Below are 21,432 nucleotides of genomic sequence, written 5' to 3'. Positions count from 1 at the left end.
ATGTTAATTCCTATATTTGTCTTTACCTTAATGGCCTCCGGCCGGGAAGCTCAGAATATGAAGCCTTTCGATCAGGTGCTCGATGAGAAGATCAATATAAAAGATATCGGCCTTGTACAAAACAGCTACATGTATGACAGGGACGGCGCCCTGATTTCCGAAATCGTTTCAGATCACCAAAACCGGGTATTTGTCCCCTATAAAGACATCCCTGAGCATGTCAAGCAGCTGTTTCTGACTTCGGAGGACCGTCATTTCTTTCAGCATAAAGGCTTTGATTTTATCGGGATGGCCCGGGCCGCCGCAGCCAATGTCAAAAAAGGCGGCATTGATCAGGGGGCCAGCACGATTACACAGCAGCTTTCGAGAAACTTGTATTTGAACCATGAACGAACCTTCGACCGCAAGTTCACAGAGCTCCTGTATTCCTATCAGCTGGAAAAAAAGCTTTCAAAAGAAGAAATTTTTGAGAAATACTTAAACACAATCTATTTTAATCATGGGGTCTACGGAATTGGATCCGCGTCTTCTTTCTACTTCAGCAAGCCTTTGAAATCTCTCAGCCTTGCCGAAACGGCGTTCATTTGCGCGATCCCTAATAACCCTACATTATATGATCCTTTGAAACATTTTGACTACACAAAAACCCGCCAAAAGCGGCTGCTTGAAGGGCTGAAAAAAGCGGGCGTGATCACGGAAAAAGAATACAACAAAGCCTTAAAGCAAAAAATTACGCTTAGCGTTAAAGAAAAGAAAGACGCTTATCCCGACTATACGACCTATGTCAACGAGGAATTCACCGAATTGGTGTCTGCTTCGGAAGGGTTTGACGAACGGCTGAAAAAGGCAAAAACAAAAGAAGAAAAGAAAAAAATCGAAAAAGAGCTGTCAAACCGAATCAGCTCCCTTACAACAAGCGGAATCAAAATTTATACGGCGCTCGATACCGGCATGCAAAACCGGGTCGTCCAGCAAGTAAAGAATCGCCTCCCTTATGAAGGCGTCCAAGGCGGAGCAGTGGTGATCAACCACCAAACCCATCAAATCGTCGCCATGTCCGGCGGGAAAAACTATAAGAAATACGATTATAACCTGGCATTCCAAGCATACAGGCAGCCTGGGTCATCGATTAAACCGCTCCTTGACTACGGGCCGTACATTGAAGAAACGGGTGCGACGGCAGGCAGCATGATTGACGCAAGCAAATTTTGCAGCAAGGAATACTGTCCGAACAACTTTAACGAAAGAACATACGGAACCGTGTCGATCAAGACAGCCTTTAAATATTCGTATAATACACCGGCCGTACGAATGCTGAACCGTGTCGGCGTGCAAAAAGGATTCAGCTATTTAAAACCGTTCGGCTTTGATAAAATTGTTCAAAACGACTACCGTCTTCCTGCTGCATTGGGCGGATTCACATGGGGCTTCTCACCGCTGGAGATGGCTGATGCCTATACGACCTTCGGCAATAACGGCAGCTACACGTCCAGCCATGCAATCACAAAGGTGACGGACTTAAAAGGCAAAACGCTTTACAAATGGAAAGACAAACCGCAGCAAGTATTCAGCACGCGGACAAACAGCCAAATGCGCGAACTCTTATCAGCGGTTGTCAAAGAAGGAACCGGAAAAAAAGCGAATTTCAGCGGCGGATATGTAGGAGGCAAAACCGGAACATCCAACGGGTACAGAGACCTTTGGTTTGTCGGATTGACGGATACGTATACAATGAGTGTATGGGTCGGAAAAGAGGCAAACGGCAATGTCGAGTATCTGCATAACGCGGGACCTCAGCTTTTAATCTGGAGAGGAACGCTGCAATACGCATCTTAAATCAAAAAAGGGGTGGATGAAAGTGGCGGATATGCCTGAGCGAATCGTTCTGTTTGACGGGGTGTGCAACTTTTGCGACGGTGCTGTTCAATTCATTATCAAGCATGATCCTGAAGGCTTATTTTCATTCGCTTCCCTGCAATCTGACGCCGGAGAGAATCTGCTCAAGCAATATCAGCTCCCCTCCGATCATTTTGACAGCTTTATTTTGATCGAAAACGGACGGGTATATCAGAAATCAACGGCAGCCTTGCACGTGGTGAAAAGCCTCCCGGGCCTTTGGCGGGCTATTTCCGCCCTCTTGATCATTCCCCGTCCGCTCCGGGACGCCGTCTACAGCGTGATTGCGAAAAACCGTTACAAATGGTTTGGGCAAAAAAGCGAGTGCACCGTTCCCGGTCCTGAGATCAGAAAACGATTTTTGTCATAAAAAAAACCGGAGCCGCCGGACAAACGTCCGCGCTCCGGTTTTTTGCATGGCTCAAACGGGCAGGCTCGCCATAACGCTGTTATAAAGCTTAATGATGATATACACCGTCCCGATTACAAAGGTAAACCAAAACAGCAGCTCAAACATAATGAAACCGATTAATGACATGATTGAAAGCGTGCTGTGGATCGCATAAACGATAAAAATAAAATATACGAGTGTTGCGAGTAAAAAAAGCGCTGCAATTCCAGCGGCATATTGGACAAAAATAAAGGATAAAAGGCTTGCTCCTAGATACACGGCAGAACCGATCCTGATTTTCCTCAGGTTCGTTCCTTCAGGATCTTTGGCGAAAAATAAAAGGGCAAGCTCTGTCACTGTATTGGCAATCAGCTTCAAAGCGGAAAATACCATGAAAAAAATCAGCGTAAACACAGCAAACAAAGCCATCCGGATGCCGCTCTCAGAGAAAAATTCGAGCATCCCTTTGTAAATGCCGAGAGACGACAGCATCTCCATGGCATAGATAACGGAAGAAATCGCAAGAGATGAACTGAAAAGAAGAATTGCGATAAAAGGAAAAAAGCCTGTTACATACGTATTTTTCATAAAAAAAGTCCCTTTCTGATATGTTCCTCATTCATTATGTACGACTTATGACCTGTTGACAAGAATATTTTCCATATTTTTAATTTCTGCTATTGCGGCAGAAAGGTGCAGGATTCTTCACAAATTCGCCATTTACTTGTAAAGTATTATGTGTTGACTAATCAATAGATCGCGAGGAATCGCCGTTGAAAAAAACATTAAAACTGCAGACACGGTTAACGATATTTGTCTGCGTCGTCGTTTTGATTTCTTTATTGATCGCGTTTTTTATGGTCGGCTCTGAGACAGCAAGGAACATTCGGGAGCAGGAACAGCAGATTGCCCTGCAGACGGCGGAGATGGTCGCCGAGGCTCCGATTACGGCACAATCGCTGGAAAGCGGTGAATACGATGAGCTCCGAACATACACCGCCCGCGTTCAAAAAATCACCCAGACTGAATTCGTCGTTGTCATGGATATGAACAGCATCCGCAAAACCCACCCCGACCCGAATAAAATCGGAAAGAAATTTGCCGGCGGGGACGAAAAAGAAGTGCTGAAGGGCCGCCGCCACATTAGTACGGCAAAAGGCACGCTCGGTGAATCACTGAGGGCTTTCGTTCCCATCTATAATCAAACGGGCAGCCAGGTCGGAGCGGTAGCGGTCGGGATCACCCTTAACGAGATTGAGCAGATTACCCAGCAAAATCTCCGCCCTTTATATACGGTCATCGTGCTCAGCATCTTCGCCGGAATCATCGGGGCTGTCATCGTGGCAAGGAAAGTGAAAACGATTATGTTCGGTATGGAACCGTACGAAATTGCAACGCTTTTGAACGAACGAAGCGCAATGCTTGAGTCGACAAAAGAAGGGATTCTCGCTGTTGATCGAACAGGAAAAATCAAGCTCGCCAATGCGGAAGCGAAGCGCCTGTTTCAAAAAATGGGGATCGAAGAAAATCCGATAGACCGGGATGTCATCGACATCTTGCCAAACAGCCGCTTGAAACAAGTGATCGAAACACAGAAGCCCGTTCTGGACCGCGATGTCAGAATCAATGGCCTTGAACTTGTCTTTAATGAAGTTCCGATTCACTTAAAAAAGGGAAACATCGTCGGAGCGATTGCGACATTCCGCGACAAAACCGAAGTGAAGCACTTAGCTGAGCAGCTGTCCGGTGTTAAAATGTACGCAAATGCGCTCAGAGCGCAGTCGCACGAGTTTATGAACAAGCTCCACGTGATTCTCGGTCTTGTTCAATTAAAGAACTACGACGAGCTTGGAAACTATATAAAAGACATTGCGATCTATCAGCAGTCTGAAGCGAGCGAAATTATCAACCATATTAAAAACTCGGTACTCGCCGGCTTTTTGCTCGGCAAGCAGAGCTATATTCGGGAACAGGGGGCTTCGTTGGAGGTTCATTGCAGCACCAGGATTCCGGATACAGCCAACACAGCGGTGATTCACGATTTGATCACCGTTATCGGGAACCTTCTCAACAATGCCCTTGATGCCGTTTCCGCAACTGAGAAGAAAAATATTTCGATTTCATTCCGCCACCATGACGGACAGCTTGATATTGAAGTCACGGATACGGGAGTCGGCATATCCAAGGAGGAACAGCAGAAAATGTTTGACCAAGGCTTTTCAACAAAGGGCTCCAATCGGGGGTTCGGTCTTTATTTCGTCGAACAAAGCCTTGAAAATTTAAATGGACATATCATCGTGACGAGCGAAAAGAATGAAGGAACGACATTCAGTCTCCGCATTCCGTATGAACCAAAGGAGGATGACCATGATTGATGTATTAATTGTTGAAGATGACCCGATGGTAAGAGAGCTGAATAAACGTTACCTCAGCCAGGTAGACGGATTTCAGCTGAAGGGAATTGCCGCTTCTTTTCAAGAGGCTCTCACCTTCCTCCGGGAAGAGCACATCGATCTGATCCTGCTCGACATTTATATGCCTGGCAGAAACGGCGTCGAGCTGCTCACTGAGATCAGACGCCAGAATCAAGCTGTCGACGTGATCGTCATCTCAGCAGCCAGTGAAATGGATGTTGTTCAAAAAACGCTGCGGTTCGGGGCCGTCGATTATTTAATCAAACCGTTCGAATTTGAGCGGTTTCAAAGCGCCCTCACCGATTACAAACGGAAACAGCAGCTTTATTCAAGCAACCGGAATATCAGCCAAAAAGAGCTGGATTTTGAACTTTTTCAAAAAAAACGCGCGCCCGAAAAGGTACATTTGCCAAAAGGGCTAACCAAAAGCACGCTGAAGCTCATTTGGTCAAGCATCAGGTCGTTTGACAGCTTGACGTTCACAACAGAAGACTTGGCCAATCACACGGAAATCTCTCAAGTTTCAATCCGCAAATACTTGAAGTTTCTGGAGGAAATCGAAGTTCTCAACGTAGAAATGGCCTACGGGACGATCGGCAGACCGGTTTTCCAATATAAATTAAATACAAATGACTTGAACGTGATTAACCAATATTTATAACATTTCCCTCTCACCGTCCGCTGCTTCCTAAAGACAGCGGGCGGTTTTTTTGTAACAGTCACGCTTGACTTCTCGCATGCCACCATTACCGGACAAGGATTTATCACGCTCGCCGCGCTTGTGTTCTGAAAATGGCATCCGATCGGAGCCCTCGACGCCGCCCTGTTCTTCGGCTTCTCTCAAAGCTTAAGCATCATCGGGTCCATGCTTCCCTTCTTTAAAGAGTCTACATGCCGATTGCGCCTTACGTATTGACGATTCTCGCGCTGGCCGGATTTATCGGCAGAGCCGATGCGCCAAAGGCAAATGACATCCCTTATATTAAAGGAACACGATAACCGAACGATAGAATAAGAGAGCGGCCTGCTCTCTTATTCTTTTTTTGTTACCTTAACAAAAGATAAAATTTTTTGACGCCGCCATTGTCTTTACCACTTTTATGGTATGATGAAAAAGTCTGGTTATCAATCATTACAGGAATTTTATTGCAGACAGGAAGCAAATCGTATACAATTTAATATTGTTTAATTTCTATATAAAACGTTTTTATTTAAAGGATGCGAAAACATTGAATAAATCAGTCATACCTTCTTTAATTACGGTTGGAAACTTTGTTTCGGGCATCTCTTCGATATTGCTTGCATTCAGAGGGTATTTATTTTTAGCCATTATATTTGTTCTGATCGGCGCTATCTTGGACAGCCTTGACGGCATGGCCGCGCGCAAATTAAATGCTGTCAGCCCGTTTGGAAAAGAATTGGATTCTTTGTCTGATATTATCACTTTTGGAGTCGCCCCGGCCATCATCACCTATTCAATCGTTTTTTATGATGCTCCGATCTTAGGCCTTCCTTCGACATTGTTATTCCCTGTTTGCGGAGCGCTTCGGCTGGCGCGATTTAATATTCAATCAGAGAACCAGGATTATTTTACAGGCCTTCCGATCACCGCAGCCGGAACGATTCTGGTATGCTTAAACCTTTTATCAGAGATCCTGGGCAAAAAGCCGTTCATTTTGATCATGCTGTTCCTGTCGTTTCTCATGGTCAGCAAAATCAAAGTCATCAGCCTGAAGGGGAAAAAACTATTGAAGAAAGTGAGCTAGTTTTTAATGGAGTTGGCAAAAGAATTAATTTCCCAATACGGGTATTTTGCGATATTCGGGATGCTTGTCCTCGGAATTGTAGGCCTGCCGATACCCGATGAGATCATGATGACATTTGTCGGTTATCTGTCTTCTATTCATATATTAAACTATGAGCTGTCTCTTTTAATCAGTTTTTCAGGTGCGGTATCAGGGATGCTCATCAGTTATTTTCTAGGGAAGAAAATCGGTAAACCGCTGCTCGATAAGTTCGGGAAATGGATCGGTCTGACGCCGAAAAGACTGGACACCGTGCACCGCTGGTTTGAAAAATACGGCCCGTGGACAATTCTCTTCGGCTACTTTGTTCCCGGAGTCCGCCATGTGACATGCTATCTGTCCGGCATGAACGAGATGGACATGAAAAGGTTCCTGATTTATGCCGGATCAGGAGCTTTTATTTGGTGTCTCGTTTTTATTACGATCGGATACACAATCGGCGTGATTTAAATACCGCTTGCATCCCGGATGAACAGTAAAGGAGTGAACAGCTTGAAAAAGCGGCTTTACCGGTTTTTGATTGAGTTGACGAATAAAAAGGGCGTGTCCCGGGTGTTGAAAAAGTTTGCTCAGTCAAAGCTCAGCAAACCTCTCATCCCCTCCTATATCAAAACCTTTCATATTAATACAGAAGAGATGCTGGAAGATGTCCGCTCTTTTAACAGCCTGCACGAGCTGTTCATCAGAAAATTAAAGAGCGGTGCACGCCCCCTTCCCGCTGATCCAAACAGCCTGGTCAGCCCTGTGGACGGAGTCATCGAAGAAATGGGCACCATCACCCGCGACAAGCAATTTACCGTTAAACAAAAGCTCTATTCTGTAGAAGAGATGATCGGACGATCCGAGATCGTGAGCCGCTATGTCGGCGGAACCTATATCATTATCTATTTAAGTCCGAGGGACTACCACAGAATTCACAGCCCGGCTTACGGTACACTTGAAAAACAATATTCGCTGGGAAGCACGTCTTACCCGGTGAATAAAATTGGTTTGACATACGGGAAATCGCCGCTGACAAAAAACCACCGGATGATTTCCGAATTTAAGCATCAATATGGGTCCGCCCTGCTTGTGAAGGTTGGGGCGATGTATATTAACTCGATTGTGATGCTCCAGGAGTCAAAAGAATGGCGCCAAGGCGACGAAATCGCATATTTCTCTTTCGGCTCGACCGTTATTCTGCTGTTTGAAAAAGATACCTTTATTCCTGACGAGCGCCTTCACGCCTCTCTTCAAGTCAAAATGGGAGAGGTTTTAGGATCTCTTGCCAAAAGAAAATCATAATGCACCGCCCCCGAAAACCGTTTCGGGGGTTTTTTAATTACTGCTTAAAAAAGCTTTCTTCATGGACAGGAAATCCCCTTTTTCCACCTGGATACGGCTTCCTAATAAACCAAAAGACCTATAAAACGATCAAAATCAAGCAGATTTCTCCTCTTTTTCCGTCCTTTTTCGTTTTAATTTAATTATCAATCGATTATTTTAATTTAAAAAACGCACAGAATTGACACTTTTCTTCTACAATTGAACACATACAAACATGGGGGTGTTTTTTATGGAAGCAGCAAAAGATTTGAAACCGATTACAAATCACGGTCATAAAGAAAATAAAAATTTTTTCCAGAAGTTGATAAACTGGAAAATCGGCGTGATTCCGTTTCCGCTATACATTGCACTTGCGTTGATTGTTTTTCTGGCAGCTTACTTAAATGAATTGCCGAATGACATGCTTGGCGGTTTCGCGGTCATTATGATTCTCGGTATATTTCTCGGGGATGTCGGACAGCGCATTCCGATTTTAAAAGATATCGGCGGACCTGCCATTCTATCACTATTTGTTCCTTCGTTTTTAGTGTTTTTCAAAGTGCTTAATCCTGCATCTATGGAAGCGGTTACGACTTTGATGAAAACGTCAAATTTCTTATATTTCTACATCGCATGTTTAGTCGCGGGAAGTATTTTAGGAATGCATCGCACAGTTCTGATTCAAGGTTTTATGAGAATGTTCGTTCCGTTATTGGCCGGTACGATCGCAGCGGTGGCCGCCGGTATTCTCGTCGGTCTGTTATTTGGCTACAGCCCTTATGAAGCTTTCTTCTTTATTATTGTACCGATTATTGCCGGAGGAATCGGCGAAGGTATCCTGCCGCTGTCACTCGCTTACTCGCAAATTTTGGGGCAATCCACCGATGTATTTGTTTCACAGCTCATTCCGGCCGCTATTATCGGAAACGTAGTTGCCATCATCTCAGCCGGACTGATGAAAAAGCTTGGCGAAAAGCGTCCTGAACTGAACGGTAACGGCAGGCTCGTCAAATCGAAAAAAGACGATGAAATTTTCAACCAAAAAGAAGAGGAACCGAAAATCGACTTAAAATTAATGGGTGCCGGTGTTTTAATCGCATGTTCCTTCTTCATTTTCGGCGGTTTGGTCTCCAAGTTCATCGCGATTCCGGGAGCGATCCTGATGATCATCGCAGCGGCTGCCGTAAAATACGCAAAGGTTCTACCTGCAAGCATGGAAAAAGGCGCACACCAGCTTTACAAATTCATGTCATCAAGCTTCACTTGGCCGCTGATGGTCGGGCTCGGCATTCTTTATATCCCGCTTGATGATGTGGCGTCTGTTATTTCCCTGCGCTTCATCGCCGTCTGTGCTTCAGTCGTCATTGCTATGGTGACATCAGGGTACTTTGTCGGAAAATTAATGAACATGTACCCTGTTGAATCAGCGATTGTCACAGGCTGTCACAGCGGTCTCGGCGGTACAGGGGATGTGGCCATTCTTTCGGCTTCAGGCCGGATGGGTCTGATGCCGTTTGCGCAAATCTCAACGCGTCTTGGCGGGGCATCCACCGTCATTATGGCGACCGTTTTACTGAGGTTCTTCACCTCGTAAGGTCCGCATAAAAAAACAAAAAGGAGTCTGATCTATACGATCGGATTCCTTTTTTGTTTTCAGCGTTTCTCAACTCTGATATATTCTCTCGGTTTAAAGGGAGCTCTTTCTTTTCCCGTTAAGGACTGATCTTCAGCTCCCGTCTGGAGCGGCGTGTAATCCCCGCGATATTGAAGCCCTTCGTCCGTTCCTATCCCCGGAGTCTGTTCACGCGTCATTTCCCTGTTGATCATAAACGCTCCCGCAAAAAGCGAACAAAATAAACTTAAGCTGACAAAAGCTTTCCTTCTCATCTTTCATCACCTCAAATTCATCTTGTTCAAAAAAACTTTCCATTATACAAATGCCGCATTTTTTGTTAAAATTGTTTTCAGGTTCATAAGACCGCATAAACCGTGGTTACCATGAGATCATGCAGCCGATTAAAATTTGAGTTATAATTTGTCTAGGTCACCAGTTCTAAAAAAGTACATAACGTTTGAAAATTTTAGTATGGAACAGAATGTATTTATACATGCTACCTAAGGGAGGTTACTATGACGTCTTTACATATTGCTATTTTATCGCCTTTTGCACTCGCCTTCTTGATTCCGCTATTGGCGAAAAACGTCAGAAAGATTCATACAGGCTGGTTTGTCCTGTTTCTTCCTGTTCTATTATTTATTTATTTTTTCCGCATGATCAAAATGACGGCGGATGGCGGAACATTAAAGGCTGTACTGGAATGGATTCCGTCCTTTGGCATTAACTTTACCGCGTACGTTGACGGACTCGGATTGCTATTCGCCCTTCTGATTACAGGGATAGGGTCTTTAGTTGTCCTTTACAGCATCTATTATCTGTCTAAAGAAAGAGAGCAGCTCGGACCGTTTTACGTTTATCTGCTCATGTTCATGGGGGCAATGCTCGGTGTTGTTCTCGTTGATAACGTCATTGTACTTTATTTATTTTGGGAATTGACCAGCATATCGTCTTTTCTGCTCATCGGCTATTGGTACAAGCGGGAAAAATCAAGATACGGCGCGACAAAATCGATGCTTATCACCATTTTCGGCGGTCTTTCCATGCTTGGAGGCTTCATTCTTCTTTACACGATCACAGGTTCATTCTCGATCAGAGAAATGATCAACCAGGTTGATTTAATTTCGGGGCACGGCTTTTTCATCCCGGCTCTCGTGTTGGTGTTAATCGGAGCCTTCACTAAATCTGCGCAGTTCCCTTTTTACATCTGGCTTCCGGACGCAATGGAAGCACCAACGCCTGTAAGTGCTTACCTGCACTCCGCCACGATGGTAAAAGCGGGAATTTATATCGTTGCAAGATTCACCCCTGTGTTCGCTTTTTCCGGGGAATGGTTTTGGATCGTGTCCCTCACGGGGATTGTCACGCTTTTCTGGGGTTCGTTCAACGCCGTCAAGCAGACTGATCTGAAATCGATACTTGCATTTTCTACGGTCAGCCAGCTCGGAATGATCATGTCAATGCTCGGCGTCGGAGCGGCTGCTCTGCACTATCAAAACTTTGAATATTATATGGTTGCGGTCATTGCCGCCATCTTTCACTTGATTAACCATGCGACTTTCAAAGGCAGCTTATTCATGGCAGTCGGAATCATCGACCATGAAACAGGAACGAGGGATATCCGCAAGCTCGGTGGTCTTATGACGATCATGCCGATTACGTTTACGATTACGCTGATCGGCGCATTTTCAATGGCCGGACTGCCTCCGTTCAACGGCTTTTTGAGCAAGGAAATGTTTTTCACCAGCATGCTCAGGATTACGAACTTTAACTTGTATAACGCTGACACATGGGGTTTTCTCTTTCCTGTGCTGGCTTGGATCGGCAGCGTGTTTACGTTCATTTACTGCATGGTTCTGCTGTTTAAAACCTTCGGGGGAAAATATCAACCTGAAAAGCTGGAAAAACAAGCACATGAGGCTCCTCTTGGCATGCTGATTTCGCCGATTGTCCTCGTATCTCTCGTGGTGATTTTTTTCTTTTTCCCGAACATTCTGTCATACAGCATCATTGAACCTGCTGCATCGTCGATTATGCCGACCCTTTTGGACGGAGACGAAAAATTTAAGGTTCATATTTACATGTGGCACGGCTTTTCGCCTGAACTCTACATGACGATCGGCGTCGTTGCTCTCGGAGTTCTCGCCTATTTGACCTTGTCAAAATGGCGGAAGGTCTACGGCCTCTTCCCGGAAAAACTGACGCTGAACAAACTGTACGACAGCTCGCTGTCAGGGCTTGAAAAAGGCTCCAACAAGATTACAAGAACGTATATGACCGGATTTCTCCGCGATTATCTCGTCTATGTTTTTGTCTTCTTTATCGTGATCATCGGCGGATCGCTCGCTGTTACCGGGGGCTTTTCATACGATGTGAAAGGCAATGCTTCAATCGGCGTCTATGAGCTCGTTCTGTCAGCCGTCATGATTGCCGCAACATTTACCACCGTTTTCGCAAGATCAAGACTGACGGCGATTATCGGGCTCGGCGTCATCGGCTACACGCTCGCGCTATTCTTTGTCATTTTCAGAGCGCCGGATCTCGCGTTGACACAGCTGATCATCGAAACGATTTCAGTCGCATTGTTTCTGCTCTGCTTCTATCATTTGCCGAAGCTCAGATTCAAGCCGAAATCGGCTAGGTTCAGGGTCACAAATGCGCTTGTATCGGTCGGAGTCGGAACCGTTGTGACGCTGCTCGCACTTTCTGCAAACAGCCAGCGCTCACTTGAAAGCATCGCATCGTATTTTATTGAAAACAGCTATAAACTTGCAGGCGGCCACAATATCGTCAACGTGATATTGGTCGACTTCAGGGGATTTGATACATTGTTTGAAATCACCGTACTTGTTATTGCCGCTTTGGGAATATTCGGCATGATCAGGCTCAGATTGGAGAAAGGAGGGGAAGAGCATTGAAAAAGGTTCAGACGAATGATGTGATTCTGCAAACCGTTACAAAGATTGCATCCTTTATCATTCTGCTCTTTTCTTTCCATCTGTTTTTTGCCGGCCACAATAATCCGGGAGGCGGTTTTATCGGCGGATTGATGACGGCGTCTTCGCTAGTCCTTCTGCTGCTTGCCTATGACTTAAAAACAGTGCAGAACATTTTGCCAGTCAACTTTATCTATGTGGCAGCCACCGGCTTATTCATTTCCGTTTCAACCGGAATCGGCTCATTTTTATTCGGAGCTCAATTTCTTTCCCACGCGTTTGATTACTTTAACCTTCCGCTCTTGGGAAAAACGGAGCTTGCCACCGCGGTATTGTTTGATATCGGGGTTTATCTTGTAGTGGTCGGCGTGACCATGACCATTATTCAAACGATTGGGGAGAGAGAATAATGGAGATTTTAATGTCTATTATTGTAGGAATTTTGTTCATGGCAGCGACTTACCTGCTGCTTTCAAAAAGCCTTCTGAGGGTGATTATCGGAACTGCCGTTCTCAGCCATGGCGTCCATCTGCTTTTGCTGACAATGGGAGGGTTAAAAAAAGGAGCGCCCCCCATTTTAAATGAAGAGTCGTCATCTTATGTCGACCCTCTCCCTCAGGCGTTGATTTTAACGGCGATCGTCATTGCTTTCGGGGTCACCTCTTTTCTCCTGGTCATGGCTTTCCGCGCCTATCAAGAGCTGAAAATGGATGATATGGATCAAATGAGGGGAAATGATCAACATGAATAATCTTGTAATTCTGCCAATACTGATTCCTTTAATGGCCGCCATTTTGCTTATCTTTATGAACAAGTCGATCGTGCTGATGCGTGCATTCAGCGCCATCTCTTCCATTGCGGCGATCGCGGCGGCCGCTGTTCTTGTGCAGACCGTCTATACGGACGGAATCCAGACCTTGTATCTCGGAGGTTGGAAGCCGCCGTTCGGTATCAGCCTTGTCGCTGATCAATTTGCCAGCCTTTTGGCGTTAACGACAGCTATTATTGGATTTCTGACGGTTCTTTATTCGTTTCGCTCCATCGGCGAAAAACGCGAGCGTTTCTTTTATTATCCCGCCGTCCAGTTCCTGCTTGCCGGAGTTAGCGGCGCCTTCTTGACAGGGGACTTGTTTAACCTGTTCGTATTCTTTGAGGTTCTCCTGATGGCTTCGTATGTGCTGATCGTCATCGGCGGCACGAAGATTCAGCTGCGGGAATCTCTGAAGTACATCGTCTTTAACATTATTTCTTCCGCCCTCTTTGTCATCGGTGTCGCTTATTTATATGCGGTTACGGGCACATTAAACATGGCGGATCTGAGCGTTCGGATCAGCGAATCGGGGCAAACCGGGCTGATCACGGTGATCGCTGTTTTATTTTTGATCGTCTTCGGTTTAAAAGGCGGCATCTTCCCGCTGTATTTCTGGATGCCTGGTTCTTATTATGCGCCGCCTGCCGCTGTGTCCGCACTGTTTGGCGCACTTCTGACCAAAGTCGGCCTGTACGCGATCACAAGGGTGTTTACATTAATTTTCACCCAAGACGCGGCTTTTACTCATCAATTAATGGTCTGGCTTGCGGCCCTTACGATCATCTTCGGTGTCATCGGCTCGATCGCTTACTGGGATGTTCAAAAAATCATCATCTACAATATTGTGACTGCGGTCGGTGTGATCTTGTTCGGTATCGCTGCCAATACGCCGGCTTCGATCGAAGGATCTGTCTACTATCTGATTCATGACATGATCATTAAAGGAGCGCTGTTTATGCTTGGCGGGGCGCTTTTTGCCCTGACAGGGACAAACAACCTGAAAAAAATGAGCGGCCTGATCAAAAACCATCCCTTGCTCGGCTGGATGTTTATGATTTCAGCCGTTTCATTGGCAGGAGTGCCTCCTTTCAGCGGATTCATCGGAAAGCTGAAAATTGCAGAAGGCGGCTTTTTAAGCGGTGAATTCGTGATTACGCTGCTGATGCTTTTCTCCAGCCTGCTCGTCTTGTATTCCGTCATGAAAATATTTATCAACGGCTTCTGGGGGGATGAACAGGAAGATGCTCCGGCCAAAAGGCAGCTAAAAGGCTATATGTATCCGGCAGCGGTACTGCTCTTTCTGTCGCTTGCCATCGGACTCGGAACCGAGCTTATCGCGCCATATTTTCATCAGGCTGCTGATACGCTCGTCAACCCCGAAAAATATATTGAAGCCGTTTTGAAGGAGTAGATGGCATGGCATTACAAATATTGTTGAACTTTATTCTTGCGTTGTGCTGGATGTTTCTGAACAATGACTACACCGCTCCCGGGTTTGTCATCGGTTACGCGATCGGATTATTCTCTCTCTTTCTGATGAGGCGTTTTTTCCGCCGCCGCTTTTACTTGATTAACATTTGGGCGATCGTCAAGCTGCTGTTTATTTTTATTAAAGAGCTCGTGTTGGCAAACGTCAGCGTCTTAAAAACGATCTTGTCCCCAAGGTTAAAAAATAAGCCCGGCATATTCGCCTTTAAAACAGAACTGAAAGCGGACTGGGAAATTACGACATTGGCGAACCTGATTTCGCTGACACCGGGCACATTGGTCGTCGATATCTCCGATGACCGTTCGATTCTTTACATTCATGCGGTCGACATCGATGATGCCGAGAAAGCCATCAGTGATATTCGCGTTTCATTTGAAGAAGCCATTAAGGAGGTAAGCCGCTGATGTTTGAATTCATTTTGCAATTGTCACTCGGCATTTTGGCGGTCTCCACTTTTCTGTATGTCCTGAGGGTCATTAAAGGGCCGAGCATCCCGGACAGAGTGGTGGCGCTTGATGCGATCGGCATCAACCTGATTGGAATTACGGCTCTCGTGTCCATCCTGTTAAATACGACAGCATATTTGGAAGTCATCCTGCTGATCGGTATTCTGGCCTTTATCGGCACCGTCGCATTTTCTAAATTCCTTGAGAAAGGAGAGATTATCGAAAATGATCGAAGCCGCTAAATTGCTTATCGCCGTTTTGGTCCTTCTTGGCGCACTGATATCGTTAGCCGCTTCATTTGGAACGCTAAGGCTGCCTGACGTATACTCAAGAATCCACGCCGCTTCAAAAGGAGCGACATTGGGGATCATCAGCGTGCTGCTCGGCGTATTCTTTTACTTCTGGTTTCTGCACGGCTTCATTACGGCCAAAGTGCTGCTCGGTATCGTCTTTGTATTTCTGACGTCTCCTGTAGGCGCGCACCTGATCGCAAGGGCCGCCTATAATACAGGCGTTAAAATGGAAAAGAAAAGCGTACAGGACGATTATGAAGGCTACAGAAATTTTCTGATTAAAAAGAAGGAAGATTCCTATTTATAAAAAGAAAACTCGCCCTAAAAGGCGAGTTTTCTTTATGTTTACGATGAAGGACGGCTGATGACCGCCATCGTGCACCTGGACGTGCAAATCAGGCTGTCTTGCTCATCGCGTATTTCAATTTGAAACACCATTGTTGATTTGCCCACATGCAGAGGCGTTGCGACCGCTTTAACCATCCCGTCTTTTACCGACTTCATATGGTTGGCGTTGATCTCGAGCCCGAAGCATGCCTGCTCTTTTGGATCGATATGCTGATATGCCCCGATGCTCGCCACCGTTTCAGCAAGCGCAACGGACGCGCCTCCGTGCAGATAGCCGAAAGGCTGACGCGTTCTTTCATCGACAGGCATGACGGCAACACACCGTTCTTTGCTGCACTCCTTCAACTCGATTCCCAACGCTTCAAGAAGTGTATGTTTCGTTTCCATTACAATCGTCCCCTCATCAAAGTACCCCTTCAGATTTCGCGATTAAAACAGCCTCTGTCCGTGATCCTACATTCAGTTTGCTGAATACTGAAGTCAGACTGTATTCGATCGACCTCTTGCTTAAATGAAGCGCATCTGCAATTTCCTGATTTGTGTAGCCTTTTTCGACTTCTTTTAAGATCAGGCATTCCCTTTCAGTCAAGAGATCGTGCTGAGTCTGCTGGCTGTTTGACTTCGATTTTTGCTGTGTAATCAGCTGCTTGAAATAATCATAATCGACGACAATTTTATTATCCAGCACCTGATATATGTACTCTATAATCTTTTCCTTCGATTCCGTTTTGCTAATGGCGCCATGCATGCCGGAACGAATCGCCTCTTCAAAATAATCTTCGACTTCATACCCTGTGTAAACGATAATTTTGCATGATGAACATGTCTCAAGGATTTTCTTAGATAGGTCCATACCGTTGATTTCACCCAAATTTAAATCCATTAAGATCAGGTCATACGCAGAAAAATCATGTTTCTTGAGAAATTGTTCGCTGGCTTCAGGGCTGAGGCAATCGACAACAAAGTCCTGGTTCGTTTCAAGAATTGCCTTCGTCCCCTCCATGACAGCCGGATGATCATCGATCACAAGTAATCTTCTCATAATTTCCTCCCTTTTGCGTAACCTTGCCCTATCACCATTTTATAGAAAAAACTTGGCGGATGCCAAGCAAAAATGTTAACTAAACATTACAATTCCATTTCAATGGCGACCCTGAAGCCTTTCCCTTCTGCTGTCTGTATATCCAGACTGCCGTTCAGCGCGCGGACGCGCTCGCGAATGCCCGACAGCCCCATGCTTGCGCTGTTTTGATAAAGCTTGTCCGGATCAACCCCGATGCCGTCATCTTCATAATGAAGAACAACTTTTTCTTTTATGCAGACAAGCATAATCAAAACCTCTTTAGCTTTCGAGTGTTTAACCGCATTGCTTAAAAGCTCCTGCACAATTCTGTACAAATTCAACTGCGTGTCCAAGTCGAGCACCTTTGAGAACCTTTCCGTATTGAGGCGGATCTTATCGATCGATGAGGACTCCTGATGCTGCGCCGCCAGTTTCGAAAGGGCTTTGACAAGTCCGAGATCGTACAACAGCTGCGGTCTCAGCTCTTGGCACGTTTCCCTTGTCGTCTGGATGACGGTGGACATTTGCTCATTCATATTGATGAGCCTTTGCCGGATTTGATTCGTACAGACTTTATCTTTTTCAAAATTAGCCAAAAACATCTCGCTTTGATGCTTCAAGGAAATCATGTCCTGCAGCACAGAATCATGGAGATCGCGGGCTAAATCAGATCTCTGCTTCTCTTCAATCGCAAACATCAATTTATTCAGCCACGCCGGATTCGGCCCTTCTTTTTTCACATGTTCCAGATGCTCCATCAGCTCGCCGATTTTCAAGACGTTTTCCAGGGAAACGCTCGTATAAAACGCCAGCGTCTCAAGCCACGAAATCTCATCGCGCGTCAGCCTAGGCGTATTTAAAACCGACAAACAGAGCATGACATAAGACGTCCCGCCCCGTTCACCGATCTTAATCAAAAATCCGCGGTCGACTTCGACGATTTTGCCGATGTCAGTGATGACCTTAGTTACTTCTTGTTCGTAGGGAATCCAAGGATATTCTTCGGTATCTCCCTCGAGCAAAGATATTGTTCCGTCGCTTTTCACTCCTAAAACATGCGCTTGACTGACGGTTAGTACATCCAGAATCGTTTGTTTCAATTCTAACAATACTTGGTTCAAAGAGGTAAATGTCCGGATCGTTTGAGTAAACTTAAAAATACTATCTTGATAGTTAAACTTCTCTGAGAAACGCTTTAGGCGAAAACGGAAGTCTAGCATTTCTTTTAAATAAAATACACCAAGCATAACAAGATAAATATAAATTGCGAGTCTGACTGTGTTGTAGCCGCCTGTTTGGTACTGTGTAAACGTTACTATACATACAACTATAACTGTTGGTATAATCGCCAATAATCCATAATATCTTAATCTACCCAGAATAAACTCAATATTGTATATTTTATTTGCCATAAATTGATAGACTAGAGAAAATGGAATTAATAAAAGAAATGGTGCAACAAAGACAGATGGAAATATGTAATCACCTAAAACTAAAGTTGGCAAAACATAAAAACCAACAAAAGGTATTATTGCTATAAAATTGGTTAGCATCAATATCTTTAAAAAATAAGCCTGCTCAGAAAACTTATATTTATTTAATCCATATAATATAACGATGAAAACCATGGTTACACCAATAAAAAAAGATGACAAATTTATGGTGCTTAGAACTTCAATTGATAGTTTATCCTCGCCCCAAAAATATTCAATAATAATATTAATTACCGGCAAGAGATATAGTAAAAACACTTTATTATTGAAAAATTGTTTCCCTTTTTCTTTAAAATACTGATAAACAAAATGTAAGTAACTCACGGGTACTGATAGAAATGTCAGCAAATTTACGTATCTACTAAACACATCACCCCTGGATACACCACCTGCACTTAAATATGCAATAGAAACGTTTAATAAAAAAGCAATCAATAAAAAAGTTGAAGAAAACAGTTTTTTTGATCTACTTGAATTTAAAATGAAAAATATACAAAATAGGCATAATAAATAAAAAGTTACAGGGATCAAAAACACAAAAAATATATCATATCCAAGAAATGTCTCCTTGGTATTGATGTCCACCACTTCGGCATCCCGTTTTACAGTGACTGAGTACGCCCAAGAAAGAATGTCTTCTGCTGGCTCCCTCTTTTTGGTTATAGATTTACCATCAATCTCGAGAAGAATATCACCTTTTTTTAGTCCGGCATATTCCGCAAGAGAATGCTCTTCTACTTCTATAACAACTAATTGATTATGTGAACTATACTTTAATTTAGCGCCTTCAAATGCATTATTAAAACAGAGATAACAAATGTAAATACTATAAACAAAACTTAAAAGAACCAGCAAAATTGAAATAAACTTTAATGAAGATTTCAATTTCAAGCTCCCTATCCTTTGTTTAGATTCCACAATGTTACCTTACCTTGTATTTCGATTCCTTCAAATGCCTTTATGATAGTCAATAACTGATCATGATCTACACCTAATAGGCTTGCGTTTCCATGGATAACCTGCTTCAGCACCTCTGGATGTTGGACTAAAAAACTTACAATCTCCTGCAAAACTTATTCCTCCCCACCAAACATCTGTAAAAGCAGCAAAGTTAAATCTTCTTTCTGCTTCTCTTCTAATTCCAGCTCCTCAATCTCTTTTTTGAATTTTTGAATAGCGAGCTGATTCATGACATACATATACTGAGTGACGCCTGCCGCTTTCAATTTCTCTTTATAGCATTTTATTTCTTTATCGGCAATTTTATCCTCAGTTTCAAATGTTTTTAACAAGTCAATCGATGGCTGGTTAAATTTTCTTGACAAATATAAGTACGCAAGTGTCCGCTTTTTCTTGGCGATATCGCTTTTTGAATCATAAAAAAGTGCTTTATAATCATTTTCGATTTGTGAAGCAATTCCTAGATGGTAAGCGTATTTTTCGACTTTTTTATAAAATTTCCCCGTTGCAAGCATAGTTCCCAAAACACAGGAAAGAGCTACCAATGAACCCGATTTACGTTTGATCATATCAAGGCATTCTTCTTCAGTGACGGGGTTATCACTTAAATCATCATGCTGCCCCTGAGATGATTGCAATATATATTCAATCAGTTTATGTAAGAACACAGGATCATTAGAAACGGAGCTAATCACTTTAATACTGAGAGTATAAAGCGCAGTCGCCGCATTCATTGCGACTGAACGGTTTATTTTCATCCAAGGTTCATCGGGGCTGTCTTCATCCTCTAAATCATCGAATATATCAAACGCAAGAATCAAGAGCTCTATGCCCGCTCCAAGGGTTTCCGCTGCATCAGTGTCCGTGCCGCCGAAACTTTGGTAATGATAAAAAGCAAGCTCGCTGAAATGCAACTGGTCCTTTGCATCTAGAAAAGCGTGCAGCGTCCGATTTAAGTCCGGGTTGGGAATCTCAATGTCTATAAAATGATTCATTCTTTGCTTGATTTTACTGTGATCTAGACAAAAAAGCTTAGAGATGGTGCTCCCTCCTTTCTTATTATTTTACTAAATCAAATTCCCGATTGACAGAGCAATTTTTTTATTTAACAATTATATAATAATTTATCCTTTTTTTGGATTCGTTTACACACAAAAAAAAAGACTTGTCTGAAACAAGTCTTTTTACGAGGTTTTTAGATATGTGTACTTATCGTATTGATCAATGCTTTTGTTAATCTTGCGCAAGGAGTCCTTTGTTTCTCTGATTTCATTCTCTAGCCGCCAAAGCAGTTGTTTTAATTCTTCAATTTGTTGCTTTTCCACCGGTTCCACACTCCTTTTGGAAGATCAATCAATTTGTGTATAGTGAACGAGTCATAGGTATTTGATCTGTTAATACAAGTTTAAAGGGATTGGGTCTCTTTTTCACCGAAAAGTTGCATATAAATTCATGCGTTACACCGCAAACTTTAAATAGACCATAACACCCATTTTACACGACTTGCAATTAGTTCTCAAATCCTAATGAAACATAAAATTTTTGTTTGTTTTTTAAGAAGTCAAATAAAGATCGCTTATAAATCCCTTTAACATCACAAGTTCAGTTATTTTTTGTTCGTTTTGCAACCTTGAGTCTAAAGTAATAACTAGCCGAGAATAGAAAAACTTGAGTGTTCACGGAACGCAGATCGGGTATGCACCACCGAAAATCACGCAATAGACCGACACGCATTTCGGCCCTTAAAAAAAACCATCCCTTCGCCTTACACCGCAAAAAACGCAATTTGACCCGTAAAAATTGAAAAGAGGTGTTCATATTGCTTCCTCCTTATTGCTTTTGGATGCATCCATACCAACATGTCCGCTGCCGGCAGGTCTATCCGGAAGTTGAAGCCAGTGCCTTTTCGCGTTCGGCAAAAGAAGCAGAGGGCTTGATGGCTGACGGACAGAGAATTTTAAGCCGGCTTTCAGCTTCGCGTGCTTTGGCTCACCAAATCATGACGGCTGCCCAAAGCAACCAAAAAAATACCGTGCTTGCCCTGCTCAGGCAAACCGGCGTCCGCAGCCAGCTTGATGCCTCTTTTGATCCCGACGGCATCCGCATCATACTCATCAGCCCCCGCAGCAGAATATTTCTGTTATTGCGTTGGTCTTAGCACAAAAAA

At 44.0% G+C, this 21,432-nt stretch carries 24 protein-coding genes and 1 pseudogene; 17 read left to right on the top strand and 8 right to left on the bottom strand.

The genetic code is table 11. From position 1 onward, the window contains the following. Positions 1-1,836, top strand: coding sequence for a transglycosylase domain-containing protein (locus tag H2R00_RS19870; RefSeq protein WP_412095422.1), 1,836 nt, complete (start codon positions 1-3; stop codon positions 1,834-1,836). 16 nt (positions 1,837-1,852) lie between these two features. Beyond that, a complete protein-coding gene (locus H2R00_RS19865; RefSeq protein ID WP_182070145.1) occupies positions 1,853-2,266 on the top strand; it encodes a thiol-disulfide oxidoreductase DCC family protein in 414 nt (137 codons plus the stop codon). A 51-nt stretch (positions 2,267-2,317) separates the two neighbouring features. Here the strand turns inward: H2R00_RS19865 and H2R00_RS19860 are convergent, their stop codons facing one another. Then, the gene (locus H2R00_RS19860; RefSeq protein WP_154999202.1) at positions 2,318-2,875 is read right to left on the bottom strand and encodes a YufK family protein; all 558 of its coding nucleotides are present in this window, start codon (positions 2,873-2,875) and stop codon (positions 2,318-2,320) included. A gap of 185 nt (positions 2,876-3,060) precedes the next feature. Here H2R00_RS19860 and malK point away from each other — a divergent pair, with 185 nt between their 5' ends. The 7 genes and pseudogenes from malK (at position 3,061) to H2R00_RS19825 (ending at position 9,405) form a co-directional block, all read left to right on the top strand. Beyond that, the gene (gene malK / locus H2R00_RS19855; RefSeq protein ID WP_154999201.1) at positions 3,061-4,662 is read left to right on the top strand and encodes a malate sensor histidine kinase MalK; all 1,602 of its coding nucleotides are present in this window, start codon (positions 3,061-3,063) and stop codon (positions 4,660-4,662) included. After that, a complete protein-coding gene (locus H2R00_RS19850; RefSeq protein ID WP_043929140.1) occupies positions 4,655-5,362 on the top strand; it encodes a response regulator in 708 nt (235 codons plus the stop codon). Before malK ends, H2R00_RS19850 begins: the two co-directional genes overlap by 8 nt. 54 nt (positions 5,363-5,416) lie before the next feature. Further along, positions 5,417-5,700: pseudogene (locus H2R00_RS19845) on the top strand (ABC transporter permease); the annotation flags it as partial. A gap of 230 nt (positions 5,701-5,930) precedes the next feature. Next, the gene (gene pssA / locus H2R00_RS19840; RefSeq protein ID WP_234112220.1) at positions 5,931-6,467 is read left to right on the top strand and encodes a CDP-diacylglycerol--serine O-phosphatidyltransferase; all 537 of its coding nucleotides are present in this window, start codon (positions 5,931-5,933) and stop codon (positions 6,465-6,467) included. A 6-nt stretch (positions 6,468-6,473) separates the two neighbouring features. Further along, positions 6,474-6,956: a DedA family protein gene (locus H2R00_RS19835; RefSeq protein WP_154999199.1), complete on the top strand. Its 483-nt coding sequence runs from the start codon at positions 6,474-6,476 to the stop codon at positions 6,954-6,956. 42 nt (positions 6,957-6,998) lie between these two features. After that, on the top strand, positions 6,999-7,790 hold the full coding sequence (locus H2R00_RS19830) for a phosphatidylserine decarboxylase (RefSeq protein ID WP_182070144.1): 792 nt from the start codon (positions 6,999-7,001) through the stop codon (positions 7,788-7,790). 271 nt (positions 7,791-8,061) lie between these two features. Continuing rightward, positions 8,062-9,405 (top strand): sodium/malate symporter MaeN, encoded by a 1,344-nt coding sequence (locus H2R00_RS19825; RefSeq protein ID WP_154999197.1) that lies wholly within the window; start codon positions 8,062-8,064, stop codon positions 9,403-9,405. A 59-nt stretch (positions 9,406-9,464) separates the two neighbouring features. Here the strand turns inward: H2R00_RS19825 and H2R00_RS19820 are convergent, their stop codons facing one another. Continuing rightward, complete coding sequence (locus tag H2R00_RS19820; protein ID WP_182070143.1) at positions 9,465-9,698, bottom strand: hypothetical protein; 234 nt, start codon at positions 9,696-9,698, stop codon at positions 9,465-9,467. A 243-nt stretch (positions 9,699-9,941) separates the two neighbouring features. Between H2R00_RS19820 and H2R00_RS19815 the strand changes: the two genes are divergently transcribed. Genes H2R00_RS19815 through mnhG form a run of 7 tightly spaced genes read left to right on the top strand, consistent with a single transcriptional unit; the run spans position 9,942 to position 15,708 of the window. Continuing rightward, entirely contained in the window at positions 9,942-12,344 is a 2,403-nt protein-coding gene (locus tag H2R00_RS19815; RefSeq protein WP_154999196.1) for a Na+/H+ antiporter subunit A, read from the top strand. Continuing rightward, on the top strand, positions 12,341-12,772 hold the full coding sequence (locus H2R00_RS19810) for a Na(+)/H(+) antiporter subunit B (RefSeq protein ID WP_154999195.1): 432 nt from the start codon (positions 12,341-12,343) through the stop codon (positions 12,770-12,772). Before H2R00_RS19815 ends, H2R00_RS19810 begins: the two co-directional genes overlap by 4 nt. Next, on the top strand, positions 12,772-13,113 hold the full coding sequence (locus H2R00_RS19805; RefSeq protein ID WP_154999194.1) for a Na(+)/H(+) antiporter subunit C: 342 nt from the start codon (positions 12,772-12,774) through the stop codon (positions 13,111-13,113). The genes H2R00_RS19810 and H2R00_RS19805 overlap by 1 nt, the downstream gene beginning before the upstream one ends. Continuing rightward, positions 13,106-14,584 carry a Na+/H+ antiporter subunit D gene (locus H2R00_RS19800; protein WP_154999193.1) on the top strand — a complete coding sequence of 493 codons (1,479 nt, stop codon included), beginning with the start codon at positions 13,106-13,108 and terminating at the stop codon, positions 14,582-14,584. The genes H2R00_RS19805 and H2R00_RS19800 overlap by 8 nt, the downstream gene beginning before the upstream one ends. A 5-nt stretch (positions 14,585-14,589) precedes the next feature. Continuing rightward, positions 14,590-15,066, top strand: coding sequence for a Na+/H+ antiporter subunit E (locus H2R00_RS19795; RefSeq protein WP_154999192.1), 477 nt, complete (start codon positions 14,590-14,592; stop codon positions 15,064-15,066). Continuing rightward, positions 15,066-15,350, top strand: coding sequence for a Na(+)/H(+) antiporter subunit F1 (locus H2R00_RS19790; protein ID WP_003184842.1), 285 nt, complete (start codon positions 15,066-15,068; stop codon positions 15,348-15,350). Before H2R00_RS19795 ends, H2R00_RS19790 begins: the two co-directional genes overlap by 1 nt. Next, positions 15,334-15,708: a monovalent cation/H(+) antiporter subunit G gene (gene mnhG / locus H2R00_RS19785; RefSeq protein WP_075751277.1), complete on the top strand. Its 375-nt coding sequence runs from the start codon at positions 15,334-15,336 to the stop codon at positions 15,706-15,708. The genes H2R00_RS19790 and mnhG overlap by 17 nt, the downstream gene beginning before the upstream one ends. 38 nt (positions 15,709-15,746) lie before the next feature. On the opposite strand, the gene H2R00_RS19780 is transcribed toward mnhG, so the two are convergent. The 6 genes from H2R00_RS19780 to degQ all read right to left on the bottom strand — a co-directional run bounded on the left by H2R00_RS19780 (position 15,747) and on the right by degQ (position 20,590). Then, complete coding sequence (locus H2R00_RS19780) at positions 15,747-16,136, bottom strand: hotdog fold thioesterase (RefSeq protein WP_154999191.1); 390 nt, start codon at positions 16,134-16,136, stop codon at positions 15,747-15,749. A gap of 16 nt (positions 16,137-16,152) precedes the next feature. Further along, entirely contained in the window at positions 16,153-16,791 is a 639-nt protein-coding gene (gene comA, locus H2R00_RS19775; protein WP_003184849.1) for a two-component system response regulator ComA, read from the bottom strand. A gap of 86 nt (positions 16,792-16,877) precedes the next feature. Then, positions 16,878-19,190, bottom strand: coding sequence for an ATP-binding protein (locus H2R00_RS19770; protein ID WP_182070142.1), 2,313 nt, complete (start codon positions 19,188-19,190; stop codon positions 16,878-16,880). Between the two features lie 11 nt (positions 19,191-19,201). Next, positions 19,202-19,336, bottom strand: a complete 135-nt coding sequence (locus H2R00_RS19765; protein WP_425321886.1) for a competence pheromone ComX — start codon at positions 19,334-19,336, stop codon at positions 19,202-19,204. A 42-nt stretch (positions 19,337-19,378) separates the two neighbouring features. Further along, a complete protein-coding gene (locus H2R00_RS19760; RefSeq protein ID WP_182070141.1) occupies positions 19,379-20,260 on the bottom strand; it encodes a polyprenyl synthetase family protein in 882 nt (293 codons plus the stop codon). 189 nt (positions 20,261-20,449) lie between these two features. Then, positions 20,450-20,590, bottom strand: coding sequence for a degradation enzyme regulation protein DegQ (gene degQ / locus H2R00_RS19755; RefSeq protein WP_003184860.1), 141 nt, complete (start codon positions 20,588-20,590; stop codon positions 20,450-20,452). A 485-nt stretch (positions 20,591-21,075) separates the two neighbouring features. Here degQ and H2R00_RS19750 point away from each other — a divergent pair, with 485 nt between their 5' ends. Then, positions 21,076-21,423 (top strand): YuzC family spore coat inner layer protein, encoded by a 348-nt coding sequence (locus tag H2R00_RS19750; protein ID WP_244958258.1) that lies wholly within the window; start codon positions 21,076-21,078, stop codon positions 21,421-21,423. Positions 21,424-21,432 lie beyond the last annotated feature (9 nt).

The sequence above is a fragment of the Bacillus haynesii genome, assembly GCF_014042035.1.
Classification (GTDB): Bacteria; Bacillota; Bacilli; order Bacillales; family Bacillaceae; genus Bacillus; species Bacillus haynesii.
Note: the sequence above shows the minus strand (reverse complement) of the source record. Positions and strands in the feature narration are given on the sequence as shown.